We start from the raw sequence: 19,089 nt of genomic DNA on the forward strand, positions 1-19,089 counted from the left end.
GACCAGTCCCGAGGCAGGCCCGAAGCAACGATGAAGGTCATCTACACATACACGGACGAGGCACCGGCGCTCGCCACGCACTCGCTCCTGCCCATCATCGAGGCGTTCGCCGGCAAGGCGGGGGTGGACGTCGAGACGCGTGACATCTCCCTCGCCGGCCGCATCCTCGCGCAGTTCCCGGATCGGCTGACCGACGCGCAGCGGGTGCCCGACTCGCTCGCCGAGCTCGGCGACCTGGCGAAGACGCCAGAGGCCAACATCATCAAGCTGCCCAACATCAGCGCCTCGATCCCCCAGCTGAAGGCGGCGATCAAGGAGCTGCAGGGCGCGGGCTACGACATCCCGGACTACCCGGAGGACCCCCGCACCGACTCCGAGAAGGCAGCGCGCGCGTCGTACGACGCGGTCAAGGGCAGCGCGGTCAACCCCGTCCTGCGTGAGGGCAACTCCGACCGCCGCGCCCCCGCGTCGGTCAAGAACTTCGCCCGCAAGCACCCGCACTCCATGGGTGAGTGGTCGGGCGAGTCGGCCTCGCACGTCGCCACCATGAGCGACGGCGACTTCCGCCACTCCGAGGTGTCGCTCACCCTGGAGGAGCCCACCGAGCTGCGGATCGAGCACGTGGCGGCGGACGGCACGGTCACCGTCCTCAAGCCCGCGTTCCCGGTGCTGGCCGGGGAGATCGTCGACGCCGCGGTGATGCGCAGGGATGCGCTCCGGGCGTTCCTCGCCGAGCAGATCGCCGACGCCAAGGCCAAGGGCGTGCTGTTCTCGGTGCACCTCAAGGCCACGATGATGAAGGTCTCCGACCCGATCCTGTTCGGCCACGCCGTCGAGACGTACTTCTCCGACGTGTTCGCGCAGTACGGCGAGGACCTCGCGTCGGTCGGTGCCGACCCCGACGACGGTCTCGCGAGCGTGCTCACCGCCCTCGAGAAGCTGCCCGCCGAGAAGTGCGAGGCCATCGAGAAGGCGATCACCGCCTCCTACGACAGCGGTCCCGCGCTGGCCATGGTCGACTCCGACCGCGGCATCACCAACCTGCACGTCCCCAGCGACGTCATCATCGACGCCTCGATGCCGGCCGCCATCCGCTCCTCCGGGCAGATGTGGAACGCCAAGGGCGAGCAGCAGGACGCGAAGTTCGTCATCCCGGACTCGTCCTACGCCGCGCTCTACGACGAGACCCTCGCGTTCTGCCGCGAACACGGTGCGTTCGACCCCACCACGATGGGCACCGTCCCGAACGTCGGCCTGATGGCGCAGAAGGCCGAGGAGTACGGCAGCCACGACAAGACGTTCGAGATCGCGGCAGCCGGCACCGTCCGGGTGGTCGACGCGGCCGGCACCACCCTGCTGGAGCACGAGGTCGCCGAGGGCGACGTCTGGCGCGCCTGCCAGACCAAGGACGCCCCGATCCGCAACTGGGTGCAGCTCGCCGTCTCCCGCGCCCGCGCCACCGGCGCGCCCGCCGTGTTCTGGCTCGACGAGACGCGCGGCCACGACGCCGAGGTGATCGGGAAGGTCCGCACGTACCTGGCCGAGGAGGACACCGACGGCCTGACCGTCGAGATCCTCCCCGTCGCCGAGGCCACGCGGTACACGCTGGAGCGCACGAAGCGCGGCGAGGACACGATCTCGGTCACCGGGAACGTGCTGCGCGACTACCTCACCGACCTGTTCCCGATCATGGAGCTCGGCACGAGCGCGAAGATGCTCTCGATCGTCCCGCTGATGAACGGTGGCGGGCTGTTCGAGACCGGCGCGGGCGGCTCGGCGCCGAAGCACGTGCAGCAGCTGGTGCGCGAGAACCACCTGCGCTGGGACTCCCTCGGCGAGTTCCTCGCGCTGGCCGTCTCGCTGGAGTTCCTGGCCGAGAAGGACGACAACCCCCGCGCGGCACTGCTCGGCAAGGCACTCGACGACGCCACCGGGAAGCTGCTGGAGAACGGGAAGTCCCCGTCGCGCCGCGCGGGTGAGCTGGACAACCGGGGCAGCCACTTCTACGTCGCGCTGTACTGGGCCCAGGCACTGGCCGAGCAGACCGACGACGCGGAGCTGGCGACGATCTTCGCTCCGCTGGCCGAGCGCCTGGCCGCCGAGGAGTCCACGATCGTCGACGAGCTCAACTCCGTGCAGGGCAAGCCGGTGGACCTGGGCGGCTACTACTACGTCGACAAGGCGAAGACGGACGAGATCATGCGCCCCAGCACCACGCTGAACGAGACGATCGCGGCCTTCTAGCCGCCCGCACCCCGCACCACCCCGGATTGCAGCAAAGCCACTTTCATGCAACCTCGTTGCGTGAAAGTGGCTTTGCTGCAACGGGGGGCGGGGTTCCGGCGGCCACCGCGCCGGTGAAAACCGGTTGTGGCCGCCCGTAGCGTCGACAGGCGTGCTCGCGCCCTATCCCCAGCTCCTCGTCGCGGGCTACCGGCGCTACGCGAGCTACCGCCAGGCCACGGTCGCCGGACTCGCCACCAACATCGTCTTCGGGCTCCTGCGGGCCGCCGTGCTCACCGCCGTACTGGCCGAACGCGGCACGGTCGCCGGCTACGACCTGGCCACGGCCGTCACGTACGTCTGGCTCGGGCAGGGACTGCTCAACGTCGTGCTGCTGTGGGGTGACCAGGAACTGGCCCGCCGGATCCGCACCGGGGACGTCGTCGTCGACCTCGGGCGGCCATGGGACCTCCAGTCCGCGATGCTCGCCACCGACCTCGGCCGCGCCGGCCATGCGGTCGTGATGCGGCTGCTCCCGCCCGCCGCGGTCGGGGCGCTGCTGTTCCCGTTCCGCTGGCCCGAGCGGCCGGAGACCTGGCTGCTGTTCGCCGTCTCCGTCGTGCTCGCGGTGGTGGTGAGCTTCGGCATCCGGTTCCTGCTCAACGCGAGCGCGTTCTGGCTGCTGGACGCCCGGGGCGTGCTGGCCGTGTGGGGTGTCGCGGGCGGGGTGCTGAGCGGGCTGGTGGTGCCGCTGGCGTGGTTCCCGGCGTGGGCGCAGGCGGTGCTGTGGTGGACGCCGTTCCCGTCGATGTTCCAGAGCTCGATCGACGTGTTCACCGAGCGCGGCAACCCGTTCGGGCTGCTGGCCACCCAGCTGGTCTGGGCCGCCCTGCTCCTCCTCGCCGGCCGCGCGGTACTGGCGAGAGGCACCCGCCGCCTGGTGGTGCAGGGTGGCTGACCCCGGCGCCGACGGCCCGGCCAGGTTCAGGAAAGCCACTTTGCAGTCCGCAGAGGGCAGGAAAGTGGCTTTCCTGAACTTTCCCGGCTCCATCCCGGCGGGGCCGCGCCGGGGCGTCTACCGGCGGATCGTCGCGTCGCGGATCCGCAGCCAGCTCGCCTACCCCGGGTCCTTCGTGCTCGACGTCGTGGCGCAGCTCATCGGGCAGGCCATCGAGCTCGTGGTGATCCTCGTGGTGTTCACCCAGGTCAGCTCCCTCGGCGGGTTCTCGGCGCCCGAGGTCGTGCTGATCTTCGGGCTGGCCGCCACCGCGTTCGGGCTCGCCGACCTCACCGTGGGCCAGGTCGAGGAGCTGCCCACCTACATCCGCACCGGCGAGTTCGACGTGATGCTGCTGCGTCCGCTCGGCACGCTCCCGCAGTTGCTGTCGGCCGACGTCGCGCTCAAGCGGCTCGGGCGCGTCGCCTTCGGACTGGGGGTGCTGGGGTGGTCGCTGGTCAGCCTCGACATCGACTGGACGCCGGGGCGCGTGCTGCTCGCCGTCACCGCGCCGCTGGTGGGTGCGGTCATCCTCTCCGCGATCTGGGTGGCCGCCAACGCCGTCTCGTTCTGGCTGGTCGACGGCCGTGAGGTGGCGAACTCCGTCACCTACGGGTCGGGCTTCTCCACCTCGTACCCGATCACGATCTACGGCCCGTGGCTGCGGCGGGCCATGTGCTACGCCGTGCCGGCGGCGTTCGTGGCGTACTTCCCGGCCCTCGCGCTGCTGGGCCGCCCCGACCCGCTCGGGCTGCCCGAGGCGCTGCGGTGGAGCTCCCCGCTCGTCGCGGCGGTCGCGGTGGCCGGGGCGGCTCTGGTCTGGCGCACCGGTGTCCGGCACTACCAGGGGACGGGATCATGATCATCACGACCGACGGGCTACGCCGCGACTTCCTCGTCGGCACGAGGCTGCGGCGCCGCCGCGTCACCGCTGTGGAGGACGTGACGCTCGACGTCGAGCGCGGGGAGGCGGTCGGGTTCCTCGGGCCGAACGGTGCCGGCAAGTCCACCACGATCAAGATGCTGACCGGGGTGCTCGTGCCCACCGCGGGCCGCGCGAGCGTGTGCGGGCTCGACCCGGTGCGGGAGCGGCGCGAGCTGGGCCGCCGCATCGGTGTGGTGTTCGGCCAGCGCAGCCAGCTGTGGTGGGACCTGCCGCTCGCGGAGAGCTTCGACCTGCACGCCGCGATCCACCGCGTCCCCCCGGCGCAGCACCGGAAGCGGCTGGACGAGTGCGTCGAGCTGCTCGACATGGGCGGCTTCCTGCGCACCCCGGTGCGGCAGCTGTCGCTGGGCCAGCGGATGCGCGGGGAGGTCACCGCCGCCCTGCTGCACTCCCCCGAGCTGCTCGTGCTCGACGAGCCGACGATCGGCCTGGACCTCACCAGCAAGGAGCGGCTGCGCTCGTTCCTGTCGGAGGTGAACGCGCGCGGCGACGTCACCCTGCTGCTCACCACGCACGACCTGCCCGATGTCGAGCGGCTGTGCCGGCGGGTGGTGGTGATCGACCAGGGCCGCGTGCTGGTGGACGACGAGCTGGCGGCGCTGCGCCACGGGTTCGCCGGCAACCGCGTGCTCGTCGTCGAGCTCACCGAGCCGGCCCCGCCGCTGCTCGGCCTGGCCGGCGTGGTGGACGTCGTGGTGGAGGCCCAGGGTCTGCGGCAACGGCTGGAGTTCTCCCCAGGCGCGACCACGGCCGCCGAGCTGATCGCGACCGTGGCGCAGCGGGTGGAGCTGCGCGACGTCTCGGTGGTCGAGCCGTCCATCGAGGACCTGGTCCGGACGCTCTACGCGCGCTGATCAGGGCTGATCAGGAGGTGCTGCTGCTGACCCCGGGGATGGCACCGCCGCGGAACGCCTCGACGAACAGGGCGTGGTCGGCCCGCACCTGCGCCGCGTACTCGTGGGCGAACTGCACGACCCACGCCACGAACTCGTCGTCCCGCCCGGCGACCGCCCGCATGATCGCGTCCTCCGTCTGGAACGGGACCAGGGAGTGGTCGGCGTCGGAGTCGGCCACGCAGTGCACCTTCGCCGTCGCGCGGCCCAGGTAGTCCACCACGGGCGCGATCTCCGACGGCTCGGTCAGCTCCGACCAGTCCAGATCGGCCTCGTACGGCGACACCTCGCCGACCACAAACCCGACCCCGTCGAGGTCGGTCCAGCCCAGGAACGCGTCGGCGTGCGCCTGCAGCGCGCGCTGGGACACCGCCGTGCGGTGCCCGTGGTGCTGGAACGCCCCCGCGATCGCCGGATCGGTGACCACCCGCGACGGCGCCGCCACGTTGCCCTGCTTCACCGACAGCACCACGTCGTTGTCCAGCGCCTGGTTGTAGCCCTCGATCAGCACCGTGTACGCGGGCAGCCCCGCACTGCCGATGCCGAACCCGGAGCGCCCGGCCACGTCCTTCACGGTGTAGGTGACCCCGCGGAACCGCTTCGCTGCCGGGATCGTCTCGATGTAGCGCTCCACGGCCTCGGTGACGGTGGCGCGCTCCCCGTCGTCGAGCCTGCGCAGGCCGGGTACCTCCCGGAGCACGCGGTCGAAGCCCTCGGTCTCGGTGATCCCGTCGAGCAGCCGCACCCGCGTCCGCAGCCGGGCCAGCTGCAGCACCTGGTGGACCGCCCCGTCGGTGGTGCCCAGGCGCAACGAGAAGCTGCGGTCGTCAGCCCGGTCGACGAACCAGCGCACCTGGTCCAGGTAGGCCCGCGCGTACCGCTGCACGAGCATGGTGATGTCGTCGTCCGAGATCGCCTTGCGCCACCCCAGCAGTGCGAGGCTCGCGGCGAAGCGGGTGACGTCCCAGGTGAAGTGCCCGACGTAGGCCTCGTCGAAGTCGTTGACGTCGAAGATCAGCACCCCGTCGCCGTCCATGTACGTGCCGAAGTTCTCCGCGTGCAGGTCACCCTGGATCCACACGCGGCTCGTCCGCTCGTCGGCCCACGGGTCCTCGCGCTGCGCGACGTCGGCGTAGAACAGGCACGCGCTGCCGCGGTAGAACGCGAACGGGTCGGCAGCCATCTTGCGGAACTTGGTGCGGAACGCCGCCGGGTCCGCGGTCATCAGCTCGGAGAAGGCATCGACCAGCGTTGCGACGATCTGTCCCGAACGGTCGCTCATACCCCGATCATGCCGCGAAGTCCGGCGATCGACGCCCGCTCGCCTCGATCGATGCCGTCAGGCAGGAAAGACGACGGGCGCGGCACCCTCGGGGAGCGGCACCCGGAGCACCCGCATCTGCAGGGCGAGCAGCGAGTAGTAGCCGACGACCGTGGTCAGCTCCACCGCACCCGCCTCGCCGAGCGCGCCCACGGCCGCGGCCCAGGTCGGGTCATCGACGTCCCCGGTGGTGAGCAACTGCGTGACGGCCACGGCGACCACCCGCTCGCCAGGGTCCACCGGCTCGACGGCACCGCCGGTGCGCACCGACTCCACCAGCGCGTCCGGCAGGCCCGCCGCCCTGGCCAGCGGGGCGTGCGCGTGCCACTCGAACGCGGCGCGGTGATGCGCGGCCACCAGCAGGATCGCGAGCTCGCGCTCCCGGTCCGACAGCACGCCCCGGTACCGCAGCGCCGCGCCGACACCCTGCAGGGCCACCCCGCTGCGAGGGGCGCGCAGCATCGCGTCGAACGGACCTTCCAGGGAGCCGTCCGCCCCGCGCTGCACCGGGCGGGGCCGCTCGTCCAGCGCGGTCAGGAAGGCGCGCTGCTCCTCGTCGAGCTCATCGGGACGCAGGGGCAGCAGCCGTCGGGAGACCATGGACCCACGGTGCCCGAGCGCTCACCCGAAGTCGAAGGAACCGCGGGTGATCGTCACCGCCAACGCCGTCATCACCACACCGAACGCGGCGTAGCACAGGACGTCGACCGGACGGCTGCGGATCGCCAGCAGACCGACGCGGTCGACGGGAAGCAGGATGCGCAGCAGCCCCGCCACGAGCAGGGCGCCGCCGAGCAGCACCGCGCCCTCGCGCCAGTGCTGCGTGAGCACCCGCACCATGCCGGCGGCCGCGATGAGCATCACCAGCATCACCGGGGCGTACACCGGGAGCCGCGTGCGGATACCGGCCATGTCAGCCCCCGGTCGCCTCTCGAAGAACAGGCCTGCTCACGTGGACAGGCTCCGTTCGGCTGCCTCCACCACGTTCGTCAGCAACATCCCCCGCGTCATCGGACCGACCCCACCGGGCATCGGCGCGAGCAGGCCCGCCACCTCAGCCACGTCCGGAGCGACGTCGCCGACGAGGCCCGAGTCGGTGCGGGTGACGCCGACGTCGAGCACCGTGGCACCCGGCCGGACCATGTCGGCCGTGATCAGCCCCCGTACCCCCGCCGCCGCCACGACGATGTCGGCGCGGCGCACCTCCGCCGCGAGGTCACGGGTACCGGTGTGGCACAGCGTCACGGTGGCGTTCTCGCTGCGGCGGGTGAGCAGCAGCCCGAGCGGCCGCCCGACCGTGACCCCGCGGCCGACGACCGTGACCCGGGCCCCGTTCAGCTCCACGCCGTAGCGGCGGCACAGCTCGACGATGCCGCGTGGCGTGCACGGCAGCGGACCGGGTTCGCCCAGCACGAGGCGGCCGAGGCTGACGGGGGCCAGGCCGTCGGCGTCCTTGGCCGGATCGATGCGCTCGAGCGCAGCGCCCGCGTCGAGACCCTTCGGGAGCGGCAGCTGCACGATGAAGCCGGTGCATGCCGGATCGGCGTTCAGCTCGTCGATCGTCCGCTCGACGTCGGCCTGGGTCGCGTCCGCCGGCAGCTCGCGCTGGATCGAGGTGATCCCGACCTTCATGCAGTCACGGTGCTTGCCGCGCACGTAGGAATGCGATCCCGGATCGTCACCGACGAGCACGGTGCCCAGGCCCGGCACCACTCCGTCGGCCCGGAGCTTCTCGACCCGGCCCGCGAGCTCGCCCAGCAGCTCGTTCAGGGTCGCCTTTCCATCCATCAGCGTCGCCGTCACGTCACCATCCTCCACCACGTCTCTCGCCCGTCGATCCCACCGGCAGGCCGTCAGGAGATGCGGAGTCCGTGGGCCGCGGCGAACGCGATGGCCTGCTCGGCGTCGATCGTGGCCCCGAGCAGCCGGCCCTGGACGAGACCGTCGGCGCCGATGCGGGCACCGCGCAGGTCGGCGCCCTCGAACCGGGTGCGCAGCAGGCGGGCCCCGGTGAGGTCGGCGCCCCGCAGGTCGCACTCACGCAGATCGGTCTCCACCAGGTTCGCCTCCCGCATCCGCAGCCCGGACAGGTCCGTCTTCCGCAGGTCGGCCCGGCCGAGCGCGACGAGGGTCAGGTCGCAGTCGGTGATCACGAGCGGCCGCAGCCGGCAGTCGATGAGCGACGTGCCCAGCAGCGTGCAGCCGCGGAACGAGGAGCCCCCGACGGTCGCGCGCCGGATCATGCAGGTGCGGAACGCGCTGCCGCGGTGGACGGAGTCCCCGAGGTCGGCGCCGGTGAAGTCGCACTCCTCGAACACGCACGACTCGGTGACCAGGCCGCGCAGGTCCGCGTCGATGAACCGGCACCGGACGAACCGCCGCTGCCGCCACGGCTCGTCCCCGACACGCACGTCGGACAGGTCCAGATCGATCTGCTCGGTGTCGTCGTGCACGCCGACACCCTCCCATCCGGCCCCGTCCGGCCCTCGCCGCACCGCACCACCCGCCCACCCAACCCCCCGCGAGTCGCCCGCCCCGACCCCGCGAGTCGCCCGTTTTCCGCGTGCGAGTCGCCCGTCCGTTCAGGACTCCGGACGTGGCAGACTGCCGGTCGTCGATCCGGCAAGACATCCGGTCAACCGCTCACCCGCCCATGGAGGTTCACGTGATTCTCATCGTCCTGAGGGCCAAGATCCGCCCGGAGAAGCGCGACGAGTGGCTGGCCGGGATCAGTCAGTACACCGCCGACGTGCGGAGCGAGCCCGGCAACGTCTCGTTCGACTACTTCGCGAACGGCGAGGACCCGAACGAGTTCGCGATCGTCGAGGTGTTCGCCGACTCCGACGCGGGCTCGGCGCACGTCGCCACCGACCACGCCAAGAACTTCTTCACGTGGATGCCGCGGGTGGTCTCGGAGAAGCCCCGGATCAACTACCAGGATCTGGACGGCGAGGCCTGGTCCGAGATGGCCGAGGTCTCGCCCGAGTAGCACCCGCGGCGCGGACGGGCTCCGGCTCGTCCACAGCACCCGATGAGGGGCTGATCGGACCTCGCAGCGGTGTCGCAACGAGGTCGATCGGGCGCACAATGTGACCCATCCGGCGTATCACGCCGGGGCCGGCCGCCTCAACGAGGAGCGAGTGGATGAGTGTGAGGGATGTCCGGCCCCGGACGCAGAACGAGACGCCCGCCGCCGCGACCGTCCCCGGCGGCAACCCGGCTCTGCTCGGCCTGCCCGCTCTCCTGTCCGGGGGCGTCACCCTCGGCCTCTGGCTCGTCGGCTACCTCGACACCGCCACCCTGCCGGGCGGCATGATCCCCGCGGTCACGGTCTCGTCGGGCCTGTTCCTGCTGGTGGCGTGCATCTGGGGGGTCCGGGTCGGGCAGGGTGCCCTCGCCGGCATCTTCGGCACGTTCTCCGCGTTCTGGCTGAGCTTCGGGTTCCTGGTGCTGGGCGCGATCAACGGCTGGTTCGGCATCTCCACCGCGCCGTCACTGCGCACGGAGCAGCTCCAGAACGTCGCGGCCACCTTCGTGCTGTCGTGGCTCATCGTCTTCGCGACGCTCACCGTGGCCACGCTGCGACTGCCGCTGGCCTACACCTCGGGCTTCGCGGTGGTGTGCACCACGCTCGCGCTCGTGCTCGGCTTCGTGGTGAACGGCAACGAGCTGTTCGCCACGCTCGGCGGCATCACGACGTTCGTCTTCTGCGCGATCTACGCCTACATCTTCGTGGACGCGATGACGCAGGAGCTCGGCGGCGACGCCATGCCGATGGGTGATCCGATCCAGCAGTAGTTGCAACCGGGATACGTAGTATCCAGCTATGCGGATGGGACGGGGCGTCGAGTGGGCGGTGCACGCGCTGCTGACGATGACGTGGCTCGGTGACGACGAGCCCGTCCCGACGGCGCAGCTGGCCGCGAACTACGAGCTGCCGCCCGCGTACCTGAACAAGCAGCTCCAGGCCCTGGTCCGAGCGGGCCTGCTCGTGTCGGTGCCCGGCGCCCGCGGCGGGTTCCGCATGGCGCGCCCGGCCCAGGAGATCACGCTGATGGACGTGGTGGCCGCGATCGAGGGCCCGGACGACGCGTTTCAGTGCACGGAGATCCGCCGACGCGGCATGGGCGAGAACCTGCCCGCCGGCACCTTCCGGGCCCCCTGCGCCGTGAGCGCCGGCATGCAGCGGGCCGAGCTGGCGTGGCGCAGGTCGCTCGCCGCGCAGACCATCGCCGACGTCCGCGCGGAAGCCGACGCGCGCGCGCCGGGTGTCGCGCCCATGGTCCGCCGGACCTACGGGCGCGACTAGATCGTTCCGAGTTGCCGAGGTCGTCGACGAGTGGAAGGTGAATCTGGATGTCAGATATCCTGGTTTTGGGTGGCGGTTTCGCGGGTGTCTGGGCCGCCGCCGGCGCGGTGCGGGCCCGCCGAGCCGCCGGCGTGCCCGCGGCGGACCTCCGCGTCACCCTCGTCTCCGCCGGTGACGACATCGTGATCCGGCCGCGCATGTACCAGTCCGATCCGGACCGGATGCGGGTGCCGCTCGACCGGATACTCGGCCCGATCGGCGTCCGGCGGGTGGCCGCCACGGCGACCGGGATCGACACGGACGCGCGGCGCGTCACCGTCGTCGGCCGGGACGGGCGCACGGCGGAGCTGACCTACGACCGGCTCGTGCTCGCGACCGGTAGCCAGCTGGTCCGGCCGGACCTGCCCGGCGCCGAGCACCTCTTCGACGTCGACACGATGCCGGGAGCGGCGCGGCTGCACAGCCACCTGCACCGGCTGCCCGCCGACGCGGTCGGCGACGGCCGCTTCACCGCCGTCGTCGTCGGTGCGGGGTTCGCCGGCCTCGAGGTCGCCACCGAGCTGGTGGGCAGGCTCCGCGACATCGCGACGCCGGTGGGCGCGGCCGAGCAGGTCCGCGTCGTGCTGGTGGAGCGGGAGGGCGTCGTCGGCCCCGAGCTCGGCGCCGGCCCCCGCCCGCTGATCCTCGAGGCGCTGGCCCGGCTCGGCGTCGAGCAGCGCCTGGGCGTGACGCCGGAGAGCGCGACCCCGACCGGGGTCCGGCTCTCCGACGGGAGCGAGATCGCCGCGAGCACCGTCGTCTGGACGGCGGGCATGACCGCCAGCCCACTGACGGCGGACATCCCCGCCGAGCGCGACCGGCTCGGTCGGCTGCACGTGGACGAGTACCTGCGCGTCGTGGGAGCCCCCGACGTCTACGCCGCCGGTGACACCTCCGCCGCGCTCGCGGACGAGACCCATCCCGTCATGCAGAGCAGCCAGCACGCCCAGCCCCTCGGCAAGTACGCCGGGCACAACGTCGCCGCCGACCTCCTCGGCCGCCCGCAGGTCCCGTTCGAGCCCGAGCCCTACGTCACCTGCCTCGACCTCGGCACCGCCGGGGCGGTGCTCACGACCGGGTGGGAACGGACGGTCCGCAAGACCGGGCAGGACGCGAAGGACCTCAAGCACCTGATCAGCGCGGTGGCGATCTACCCACCCGTGGACGACGCGGAGGCGATCCTCGCCAGGGCCGACTACCGCAGCACCACGTGGAGGGCCTCCGCCGATGCGACGACCACAGCGGTGTGAGCCGCCGGGCCGTCACCGGAAGTCGCGGGACTTCACCGGCACGGTGAGCGCCAGCCGCTGCAACCGATCGGCCACCAGGTTCAGCACGCCTTCCGGGCTGCGCTCCAGCCGCCCCCGGACCAGCAACGCCGTGCTGCCCATCGCGACCGTGCGGTAGCGCGCCCACAACCCCTCCGAGCAGGTGACGTTGAGCATCCCGCTCTCGTCCTCGAGGTTGACGAACGTGACCCCGCGCGCGGTGGCCGGCCGCTGCCGGTGGGTCACGAGCCCGCCCACGAGCACCCGGGGCGGCGTCTGCTCCGGGTCGCCTGCCACGAGGTGGCGCCCGACCGCGTCCAGCCCGTCGATCCGCACCGCCCCCAGCCCGTCGAGCCGTTCCCGCAGGTGCTGCATCGGGTGGCTGTCCGGGGAGACGCCCGTGGCCCACACGTCCGCGGCGGTGAGCTCGACGCCGGTGAGACCGGGCAGCGCAGGCGCGTCCAGCCCGACGGCCGTGCCGGGCAGCTGCTCGGGACGCACCGCGGCCACCACCCCCGCCGCCCACAACGCCGAGCGGCGGTCCACCCCGAAGCACCCGAACGCCCCCGCAGTGGCGAGCGCCTCGGCCTGCGGCACGGTGAGCCGCACCCGGCCGGCCAGGTCGGCGAGGTCGCGGTAGGGGCCGCCCCGCTCCCGCTCCGCGTCGATCTCCTCGGCGGCCTCCAGGCCGACGCCCCGCACCTCGGCCAGCCCCAGCCGGATCGCCTGCCCACCCGTGCTGAGCGCATCCGGCTGGAGCACCGCCTCGGCCCGTCCCAGGTTGACGTCCGGGCCTCGCGTGAGCACGCCGTGCCGCCGCGCGTCGGCCACCAGCGACTGGGGCGAGTAGAAGCCCATCGGCTGCGAGTTGAGCAGCGCCGCGCAGAACGCTGCCGGGTAGTAGTGCTTGAACCAGGCGGAGTAGTAGACGAGCGAGGCGAAGCTGATCGAGTGGCTCTCCGGGAACCCGAAGTTGGCGAACGCCAGCATCTTCCGGAAGATCCCGTCGGCGACCTCGCCGATGATGCCGTTGGCCGCCATCCCGGCGAAGAACCGCTCCCGCAGGCGCTCCATCTTCTCCTCCGAGCGCTTCGAGCCCATCGCGCGGCGCAGCTCGTCGGCGTCGCCTGCGCTGAACCCCGCGACGTCGACGGCCACCTGCATGAGCTGCTCCTGGAACAGCGGCACGCCGAGCGTCTTGTCCAGCGCGCCCGCCAGCAACGGGTGGTCGTGCTTCCACTCCGCGCCGTTGCGCCGCTGGATGTAGGGGTGCACGGAGCCGCCCTGGATCGGCCCGGGCCGGATCAGCGCCACCTCGACCACCAGGTCGTAGAAGATCCGCGGCTTCAGCCGGGGCAGCGTGGCCATCTGCGCGCGTGACTCCACCTGGAACACCCCGACCGAGTCGGCCCGTTGCAGCATCGCGTACACGGCGGGGTCGGTGGGCTGCAGCTCGTGCAGCTCGATCCGCTTGCCGTGGTGCTCGGCCACCAGGTCGATCATCAGGTGCAGCGCGGTGAGCATGCCCAGCCCGAGCAGGTCGAACTTGACCAGGCCCGCGGCAGCGCAGTCGTCCTTGTCCCACTGGACGACGGTGCGGCCCTCCATCCGCGCCCACTCGACGGGCACCACCTCGGAGACGGGCCGGTCGCAGATGACCATGCCGCCGGAGTGGATGCCGAGGTGGCGCGGGAAGCCGAGCAGCTCGTTCGCCAGCTCGACGACCCGGTCGGGCATCCCGGCGGGGGCCGTGGCCGTGTCCCCGACCGGGCCGTGCCAGCGCTCGATCTGCTTGCTCCACGCGTCCTGCTGGCCCGGTGAGAACCCCAGCGCCTTGGCCATGTCGCGGACGGCGGAGCGCGGCCGGTAGGTGATCACGTTGGCCACCTGGGCGGCGCACCCGCGGCCGTGGCGGCGGTAGACGTACTGGATCACCTCCTCACGACGACCGGACTCGATGTCGAGGTCGATGTCCGGGTAGCCGTCCCGGGCCGGGGACAGGAACCGCTCGAACAGCAGCCGGTGCGCCACGGCGTCGACGTTGGTGATGCCGAGCGCGAAGCAGACCGCGGAGTTGGCGGCCGACCCGCGGCCCTGGCAGAGGATGTCGGTGCGACGGCAGAACTCGACGATGTCGTGGACGATCAGGAAGTAGCCGGGGAAGTTCTTCTCCTCGATGATCTTCAGCTCGCGCTCGACCGTCTCCACGGCCTCCGGGTACTCGGCGTGGCTGCCGTAGCGGCGGGCGACCCCCCGGAAGGTCAGCTCCCGCAGCCAGCTCGCCTCCGTGTGCCTCGGTGGGACGTCGAACGGCGGCAGCTCGGGCGCCACCAGGTCGATCGAGAACGCGCACTCCACCCCCAGGGCCGCCGCCCGCGCCACCGCACCCGGGTAGCGCTGGTCGAACCGGGCCGCCATCTCCGCGCCCGACCGCAGGTGGGCGGTGCCCGCGGGCGGCAGCCAGCCGTCGGCGTCGTCGAGGCTGCGCCGGGCCCGCACCGCCGCCAGCGCCGTGGCCAGCGGGAACCGGTGCGGGGCGGCGTAGTGGGCCGCCGTGGACGCGACAGTGGGCAGGCCGGCGTCACGCGCGAGATCGGCGAGGACGTCGTTGCGCTCGGTGTCGGTGGGCAGTGCCTGGTGGGTGAGCTCGACGACCACGTGGTCGGCCCCGAACCGCTCCACCAGGCGGCGCAGCTCCTTCCCGGCGGCGTCGCGGCCGCCGGTGCGCAACGCCTGGCGCACCGCGCCCTTGCGGCACCCGGTGAGCACCACCACCTGCCCCGCGGTGTCGGCCACGACCTCGTCGAAGTCGTAGACCGGTCGACCCTTCTCCTGCCCCGCCAGCTGGGCGGTGCTGATGGTGCGGCACAACGAGCGGTAGCCGTCGGGGTGGCGGGCGAGCAGCAGCAGGTGGCTGCCCTCCGGATCGGCCACGCCGTTCTGCGGAGCCGTGAGGCCGAGGGAGAGCTCGGCGCCGAAGGCCGTGCGCACCCCCAGCTCGGCGGCCGCCTCGGCGAACCGGACCACCCCGTACATGCCGTCGTGGTCGGTGAGCGCGATCGCGTCGAGGCCCAGCCGCGCGGCCTGCTCGACCAGCTCCTCGGGATGGCTCGCCCCGTCGAGGAAGCTGAAGTTGGAGTGGCAGTGCAGCTCGGCGTACGGGACACGGTGCTGCGGCTCCGGCAGCTCCGGCGGGACGTAGGGCCCGCGCTTGCGCGACCACGCCGGGCTGTCGCCGCCGTCGACCTCCGGCCCGCCGGCGATGCTCGCACCGTCACGCGCATTGCCCGCGAGCGCAGCCTCCAGCTCACGCCACGGGACGTCCGGGTTGTTCCAGCCCACCCCGCAAGTCGAACATACGTTCGATGATCCTTTCAACTTCCCGCGCGTGCGAGAGTCCCCCCGTGATCGTCTGGGTGAACGGCGCGTTCGGCAGCGGGAAGACGACACTGGTCCGCGAGCTGCACCGGCAGTGGCCCGCGACGCTGGTGTTCGACCCCGAACAGGTCGGCTACGTGCTCCTGCGAGATCGTGGACGTCCCCACCGGGAACTTCCAGGACCTCCCCCTGTGGCGGCGGCAGGTCGCCGCCATGGCCGTCGGGCTCCTCGAGGAGTACCACCGCCCGCTGCTCGTGCCGATGACGCTGGTGGAAGCCGCCTACCTCGACGAGATCATCGCGGCCGTCGGCGGGATCGCGGTGCGGCACTTCTACCTGGACGTGCCTCGGGACGTCCTGGTCCAGCGGATCGAGGGCCGCACGATGACGCCGGACGACCCCGGGCGCGACGCCGACGTCCGGGCCTGGTGCGGGGCCCAGATCGAGCGGTGCCGGGCCACGACGGACCGCCTGCCCACGGGCACGGTGTTCCTCGACGGCAGGCAGCGCGTGCCCGAGCTCACGGCCGCCGTGCTGGAGCACCTCGGCCGGGCTCCGTCCGTCAGGCGCTGAGCACCCCGGCGGGGAGGTGGTCCTCGATCGCGCGCAGCAGCGCCGCCTTCGGCCGCGCGCCCACCACCTGCGTGACGACGCGCCCACCGACGTAGAGGTTGAGCGTCGGCATCCCGAGCACGCCCGCGTCACGTGCCGTGGCGGGGTTGGCGTCGACGTCGAGCCGGGCGACGACCAGCCGTCCCTCCTGCTCCGCGGCGATCTCGCGCAGCACCGGCTCGATCATCCGGCACGGCGGGCACCACTCCGCGGTGAAGTCGAGCAGCACGGGCAGCGCGGCGCGCAGCACGAGCTCGTCGAACGTGGCGTCGGTGACAGTGACGATCATGAAATCTCCTTCGGGTCCTCGCACGGACGGGGTCAGGTGACGGGGTCAGGTGTCGTGGGGCGTGACGGCGCAGCGCGGTTCGGGCGCCTCACCGAGCTGGGCGACGAGCTGGTCGCGCACGGCATGCAGCCGCGTGATCCAGTCGTCGACCTCGGCGACCTTGCGACGCTGGACGGCACGGGAGTCGGGGCAGCTCGCGCCGGTCGCGTGCCCGGCGCGCAGGCACTCCACGAACGGGCGCGTCTCCTCGAGCGCGAAACCGAGATCCACCAGCGACCGGATCTCGGCGACCACCCGCAGGTCGCGCTCGTCGTAGTCGCGGTAGCCGTTGGCCCGGCGCCGCGCGGGCAGCAGACCCAGCTCCTCGTAGTGGCGCAGCGCCCGGGTGCTCACCCCGGCCCGACGCCCCAGCTCCCCGATCCGCATGCCCCGACGCTAAACCTTGCCGCCGACGAGAAAGCCAGCCCGAACGCGGCCCCCGGAAGTTCAGGAAAGCCACGTTCAGGTCCTCTCCGGGCAGGAAAGTGGCTTTCCTGAACCCCAGCCCTGAACCCCAGCCCTGAACCTCAGCTCTGGGCGATCTCGCCCGAGCCCCGGCGGATCAGGGTCGTGGGGACGAGGCGGCGCTGCGGGGGGCTCGCGTCCCCGTCGATGCGGGCGAAGAGCAGGCCGGCGGCGATCCGGCCGATCGCGGTGGGATCCTGCGCCACCACCGTGACGCCGGGGCGGAGCAGGTCGGCCAGCAGGAAGTCGTCGAACCCGACGAGGGCGACCGCGTGCTCCAGGCCCAGCCTCCGCAGCGCCCGCACCGCCCCGACGGTCACCAGGTTCTGCGCCGTGAAGAACGCCGTGGGCGGGTCGGGGCGCCCGAGGAGGGCGGTGACCGCGCCGTCGGCGACACCGGCGTCGCGCACGTCGCGCACCACGAGCGCAGGGTCCACCGGCAGCCCGAGCCCCCGCAGCGCCTCCTCGTAGCCGGCGTGGCGCTGCCGGGCGGTGGCGATGGTGGTGCGGTCCCCGAGGAACGCGATGCGCCGGTGCCCGGCAGCGGCGAGATGGCGCACGCCCTCCGCCGCACCGATCTCGTTGGTGGTGACCACCGAGTCGACCGGGAGGTTGTTCGCCTCGCGGTCCACGCAGACGATCGCCGTGCCCGCGCGCAGCTCGGCGGCCAGGTGCGACTGGTCGTCGCCCGCCGGAACGAGCAGCAGGCCGTCGACGTTGCGGGCGCCGAACGCCTTCGCGAGTGCGCGCTCGCGGGCGGGGTCCTCGTCGAGGCTCGCCGAGTAGACCACCACTCCCCGGTGCTCGGCCTCGTCCTCGACGGCGCGCTGTACGGCGGCGGAGAACGGGTTGGCGACGTCCTCGAGGAGCAACCCGATCGATGCCGTCCTGCGATCCGACCGGCGCAGGATGCGGGCTCCCACGTTGGGACGGAAGTCGAGCTCGTCGATCGCCTTCCGCACGCGCCGCTCGAGCGGGGGTGACACCCCGCCCTCGTCGTTGACGACACGGGAGACGGTCTTGAAGCTGACCTGCGCGCGGGCCGCGACGTCACGCATGGTCGGGCGGCGCCCACCGGGCTCACGGAGGCTCATGGTTCCCCAGTCAACGTTGCCAAGTTGTTACTGCTCGACGGCGACCCGGCCTTGTGAAGTCGCCGCAAAGCGGTCACAGTCGCTGACAACGTTGTCTAGTTTGCTACCAGATGTCAATGATGACGAAGGGTCGCAGCACATGAGCCAGGCATGGACAGCACGACGCCGGGCGGCCGCTCTGGCCACCGGGATGGCTGCGGCGCTCGCCCTCGCCGCGTGCGGGGGCGGCGACACGGGCGGCGCCGCGAGCGGGAGCCAACCGGTCGTCGGCCTGATCACCAAGACCGACACCAACCCGTTCTTCGTGAAGATGAAGGAGGGCGCGCAGGCGGCGGCCGCCACCCAGGGCGTGCAGTTGCAGACGTTCGCCGGCAAGCAGGACGGCGACAACGAGTCGCAGGTGCAGGCGATCGAGAACCTGATCTCGGCCGGAGCGTCGGGCTTCCTCATCACGGCGAACGACTCCAAGGCCATCGTGCCCGCCCTCGACCGGGCCAGGCAGGCCGGGATGCTCGTGATCGCGCTCGACACCCCGATCGACCCCGCCGACGCCGCCGACACCACGTTCGCCACCGACAACTACCAGGCAGGGCTGCTCATCGGGCAGTGGGCGAAGGCGAAGTTCGACGCCGAGGGCAAGCAGGCCAGGATCGCGATGCTCGACCTCAGCGCCAACCAGGTGTCGGTCGACGTCCAACGCGACCAGGGCTTCCTCGAGGGCTTCGGCGTGGACGTAGGTGACAAGACCCGGATCGGCGACGAGTCCGACCCGCGCATCGTCGGGCACGACGTCACCGACGGCGCCGAGGAGGGTGGGCGCACCGCGATGGAGAACCTGCTCCAGAAGGACCCGTCGATCAACCTCGTCCACACCATCAACGAGCCTGCCGCAGCCGGCGCGTACGAGGCGCTGAAGGCGGCGGGCCGGCAGAACGACGTCACGATCGTCTCCGTCGACGGCGGCTGCCCCGGCGTCGAGGCCGTGAAGTCCGGCGCGATCGGCGCCACGTCGCAGCAGTACCCGCTGAAGATGGCCTCGCTCGGCATCGAGGCGATCGCGAAGTTCGCCAAGGACGGCACCAAGCCCGAGACCACGGCGGGCAAGAGCTTCTACGACACGGGCGTCGAGCTGATCACCGACCAGCCGCAGCCGGGCGTCCCCTCCAAGGACACCGCTTTCGGAGCAGCGAACTGCTGGGGCTGATCCCCGGCTCCC

Annotated in this window: 19 protein-coding genes; 10 read left to right on the plus strand and 9 right to left on the minus strand. The window is 72.1% G+C overall.

The window, feature by feature from the left end; genetic code table 11:
• Nucleotides 1–30 precede the first annotated feature (30 nt).
• The 4 genes from ACQPZA_RS32215 to ACQPZA_RS32230 all read left to right on the plus strand — a co-directional run bounded on the left by ACQPZA_RS32215 (nt 31) and on the right by ACQPZA_RS32230 (nt 5,020).
• Nucleotides 31–2,244 carry an NADP-dependent isocitrate dehydrogenase gene (locus ACQPZA_RS32215; protein ID WP_433275823.1) on the plus strand — a complete coding sequence of 738 codons (2,214 nt, stop codon included), beginning with the start codon at nt 31–33 and terminating at the stop codon, nt 2,242–2,244.
• A gap of 151 nt (nt 2,245–2,395) precedes the next feature.
• On the plus strand, nt 2,396–3,181 hold the full coding sequence (locus tag ACQPZA_RS32220) for an ABC transporter permease (protein ID WP_433275825.1): 786 nt from the start codon (nt 2,396–2,398) through the stop codon (nt 3,179–3,181).
• Between the two features lie 64 nt (nt 3,182–3,245).
• Nucleotides 3,246–4,082: an ABC transporter permease gene (locus ACQPZA_RS32225; protein ID WP_433275827.1), complete on the plus strand. Its 837-nt coding sequence runs from the start codon at nt 3,246–3,248 to the stop codon at nt 4,080–4,082.
• Complete coding sequence (locus ACQPZA_RS32230; protein ID WP_433275829.1) at nt 4,079–5,020, plus strand: ABC transporter ATP-binding protein; 942 nt, start codon at nt 4,079–4,081, stop codon at nt 5,018–5,020. Before ACQPZA_RS32225 ends, ACQPZA_RS32230 begins: the two co-directional genes overlap by 4 nt.
• Before the next feature lie 10 nt (nt 5,021–5,030).
• Here the strand turns inward: ACQPZA_RS32230 and ACQPZA_RS32235 are convergent, their stop codons facing one another.
• Genes ACQPZA_RS32235 through ACQPZA_RS32255 form a run of 5 tightly spaced genes read right to left on the minus strand, consistent with a single transcriptional unit; the run spans nt 5,031 to nt 8,833 of the window.
• Nucleotides 5,031–6,341 carry a DUF2252 domain-containing protein gene (locus ACQPZA_RS32235; protein WP_433275831.1) on the minus strand — a complete coding sequence of 437 codons (1,311 nt, stop codon included), beginning with the start codon at nt 6,339–6,341 and terminating at the stop codon, nt 5,031–5,033.
• A gap of 57 nt (nt 6,342–6,398) precedes the next feature.
• Complete coding sequence (locus ACQPZA_RS32240; RefSeq protein WP_433275833.1) at nt 6,399–6,980, minus strand: carboxymuconolactone decarboxylase family protein; 582 nt, start codon at nt 6,978–6,980, stop codon at nt 6,399–6,401.
• A gap of 21 nt (nt 6,981–7,001) precedes the next feature.
• Entirely contained in the window at nt 7,002–7,292 is a 291-nt protein-coding gene (locus tag ACQPZA_RS32245) for a DUF3017 domain-containing protein (protein ID WP_169398763.1), read from the minus strand.
• Between the two features lie 36 nt (nt 7,293–7,328).
• Entirely contained in the window at nt 7,329–8,183 is an 855-nt protein-coding gene (locus ACQPZA_RS32250; protein ID WP_433275835.1) for a bifunctional methylenetetrahydrofolate dehydrogenase/methenyltetrahydrofolate cyclohydrolase, read from the minus strand.
• Between the two features lie 50 nt (nt 8,184–8,233).
• Entirely contained in the window at nt 8,234–8,833 is a 600-nt protein-coding gene (locus tag ACQPZA_RS32255; protein WP_433275837.1) for a pentapeptide repeat-containing protein, read from the minus strand.
• A 212-nt stretch (nt 8,834–9,045) separates the two neighbouring features.
• On the opposite strand from ACQPZA_RS32255, the gene ACQPZA_RS32260 reads away from it, so the two are divergent.
• From ACQPZA_RS32260 to ACQPZA_RS32275, 4 genes are all read left to right on the plus strand, one after another.
• Complete coding sequence (locus ACQPZA_RS32260; RefSeq protein WP_169399970.1) at nt 9,046–9,369, plus strand: putative quinol monooxygenase; 324 nt, start codon at nt 9,046–9,048, stop codon at nt 9,367–9,369.
• A 155-nt stretch (nt 9,370–9,524) separates the two neighbouring features.
• Complete coding sequence (locus tag ACQPZA_RS32265) at nt 9,525–10,178, plus strand: GPR1/FUN34/YaaH family transporter (RefSeq protein WP_433275839.1); 654 nt, start codon at nt 9,525–9,527, stop codon at nt 10,176–10,178.
• A 28-nt stretch (nt 10,179–10,206) separates the two neighbouring features.
• Nucleotides 10,207–10,689 (plus strand): RrF2 family transcriptional regulator, encoded by a 483-nt coding sequence (locus ACQPZA_RS32270; protein ID WP_169399968.1) that lies wholly within the window; start codon nt 10,207–10,209, stop codon nt 10,687–10,689.
• Between the two features lie 47 nt (nt 10,690–10,736).
• The gene (locus tag ACQPZA_RS32275) at nt 10,737–11,978 is read left to right on the plus strand and encodes an NAD(P)/FAD-dependent oxidoreductase (RefSeq protein WP_433275841.1); all 1,242 of its coding nucleotides are present in this window, start codon (nt 10,737–10,739) and stop codon (nt 11,976–11,978) included.
• Between the two features lie 12 nt (nt 11,979–11,990).
• Here ACQPZA_RS32275 and ACQPZA_RS32280 read toward each other — a convergent pair whose 3' ends face one another.
• Nucleotides 11,991–15,338 (minus strand): error-prone DNA polymerase, encoded by a 3,348-nt coding sequence (locus tag ACQPZA_RS32280; protein WP_433275843.1) that lies wholly within the window; start codon nt 15,336–15,338, stop codon nt 11,991–11,993.
• A gap of 189 nt (nt 15,339–15,527) precedes the next feature.
• Between ACQPZA_RS32280 and ACQPZA_RS32285 the strand changes: the two genes are divergently transcribed.
• Nucleotides 15,528–15,947, plus strand: coding sequence for a hypothetical protein (locus tag ACQPZA_RS32285; RefSeq protein ID WP_433275845.1), 420 nt, complete (start codon nt 15,528–15,530; stop codon nt 15,945–15,947).
• Here ACQPZA_RS32285 and ACQPZA_RS32290 read toward each other — a convergent pair.
• The 3 genes from ACQPZA_RS32290 to ACQPZA_RS32300 all read right to left on the minus strand — a co-directional run bounded on the left by ACQPZA_RS32290 (nt 15,937) and on the right by ACQPZA_RS32300 (nt 17,873).
• Nucleotides 15,937–16,275 (minus strand): thioredoxin family protein, encoded by a 339-nt coding sequence (locus tag ACQPZA_RS32290; protein WP_433275847.1) that lies wholly within the window; start codon nt 16,273–16,275, stop codon nt 15,937–15,939. The genes ACQPZA_RS32285 and ACQPZA_RS32290 overlap by 11 nt on opposite strands.
• Before the next feature lie 45 nt (nt 16,276–16,320).
• Nucleotides 16,321–16,701 carry a MerR family transcriptional regulator gene (locus ACQPZA_RS32295; protein ID WP_169399963.1) on the minus strand — a complete coding sequence of 127 codons (381 nt, stop codon included), beginning with the start codon at nt 16,699–16,701 and terminating at the stop codon, nt 16,321–16,323.
• Between the two features lie 140 nt (nt 16,702–16,841).
• Nucleotides 16,842–17,873, minus strand: coding sequence for a LacI family DNA-binding transcriptional regulator (locus ACQPZA_RS32300; protein WP_433275849.1), 1,032 nt, complete (start codon nt 17,871–17,873; stop codon nt 16,842–16,844).
• A 139-nt stretch (nt 17,874–18,012) separates the two neighbouring features.
• On the opposite strand from ACQPZA_RS32300, the gene ACQPZA_RS32305 reads away from it, so the two are divergent.
• Nucleotides 18,013–19,077, plus strand: coding sequence for a sugar ABC transporter substrate-binding protein (locus ACQPZA_RS32305; RefSeq protein ID WP_433275851.1), 1,065 nt, complete (start codon nt 18,013–18,015; stop codon nt 19,075–19,077).
• The last annotated feature ends 12 nt before the right edge of the window (nt 19,078–19,089 follow it).

It is taken from the genome of Pseudonocardia xinjiangensis (assembly GCF_050948425.1).
Taxonomy (GTDB): Bacteria; Actinomycetota; Actinomycetes; order Mycobacteriales; family Pseudonocardiaceae; genus Pseudonocardia; species Pseudonocardia xinjiangensis.

What these genes read in the sequence shown, in the direction of transcription:
- ACQPZA_RS32215 (WP_433275823.1), top strand. Translation starts at nt 31, where the DNA reads ATGAAGGTCATCTACACATACACGGACGAGGCACCGGCGCTCGCCACG.
- ACQPZA_RS32230 (WP_433275829.1), top strand. Translation starts at nt 4,079, where the DNA reads ATGATCATCACGACCGACGGGCTACGCCGCGACTTCCTCGTCGGCACG.
- ACQPZA_RS32235 (WP_433275831.1), bottom strand. Translation starts at nt 6,341, where the DNA reads ATGAGCGACCGTTCGGGACAGATCGTCGCAACGCTGGTCGATGCCTTC.
- ACQPZA_RS32240 (WP_433275833.1), bottom strand. Translation starts at nt 6,980, where the DNA reads ATGGTCTCCCGACGGCTGCTGCCCCTGCGTCCCGATGAGCTCGACGAG.
- ACQPZA_RS32245 (WP_169398763.1), bottom strand. Translation starts at nt 7,292, where the DNA reads ATGGCCGGTATCCGCACGCGGCTCCCGGTGTACGCCCCGGTGATGCTG.
- ACQPZA_RS32265 (WP_433275839.1), top strand. Translation starts at nt 9,525, where the DNA reads ATGAGTGTGAGGGATGTCCGGCCCCGGACGCAGAACGAGACGCCCGCC.
- ACQPZA_RS32270 (WP_169399968.1), top strand. Translation starts at nt 10,207, where the DNA reads ATGCGGATGGGACGGGGCGTCGAGTGGGCGGTGCACGCGCTGCTGACG.
- ACQPZA_RS32275 (WP_433275841.1), top strand. Translation starts at nt 10,737, where the DNA reads ATGTCAGATATCCTGGTTTTGGGTGGCGGTTTCGCGGGTGTCTGGGCC.
- ACQPZA_RS32290 (WP_433275847.1), bottom strand. Translation starts at nt 16,275, where the DNA reads ATGATCGTCACTGTCACCGACGCCACGTTCGACGAGCTCGTGCTGCGC.
- ACQPZA_RS32295 (WP_169399963.1), bottom strand. Translation starts at nt 16,701, where the DNA reads ATGCGGATCGGGGAGCTGGGGCGTCGGGCCGGGGTGAGCACCCGGGCG.
- ACQPZA_RS32300 (WP_433275849.1), bottom strand. Translation starts at nt 17,873, where the DNA reads ATGAGCCTCCGTGAGCCCGGTGGGCGCCGCCCGACCATGCGTGACGTC.
- ACQPZA_RS32305 (WP_433275851.1), top strand. Translation starts at nt 18,013, where the DNA reads ATGAGCCAGGCATGGACAGCACGACGCCGGGCGGCCGCTCTGGCCACC.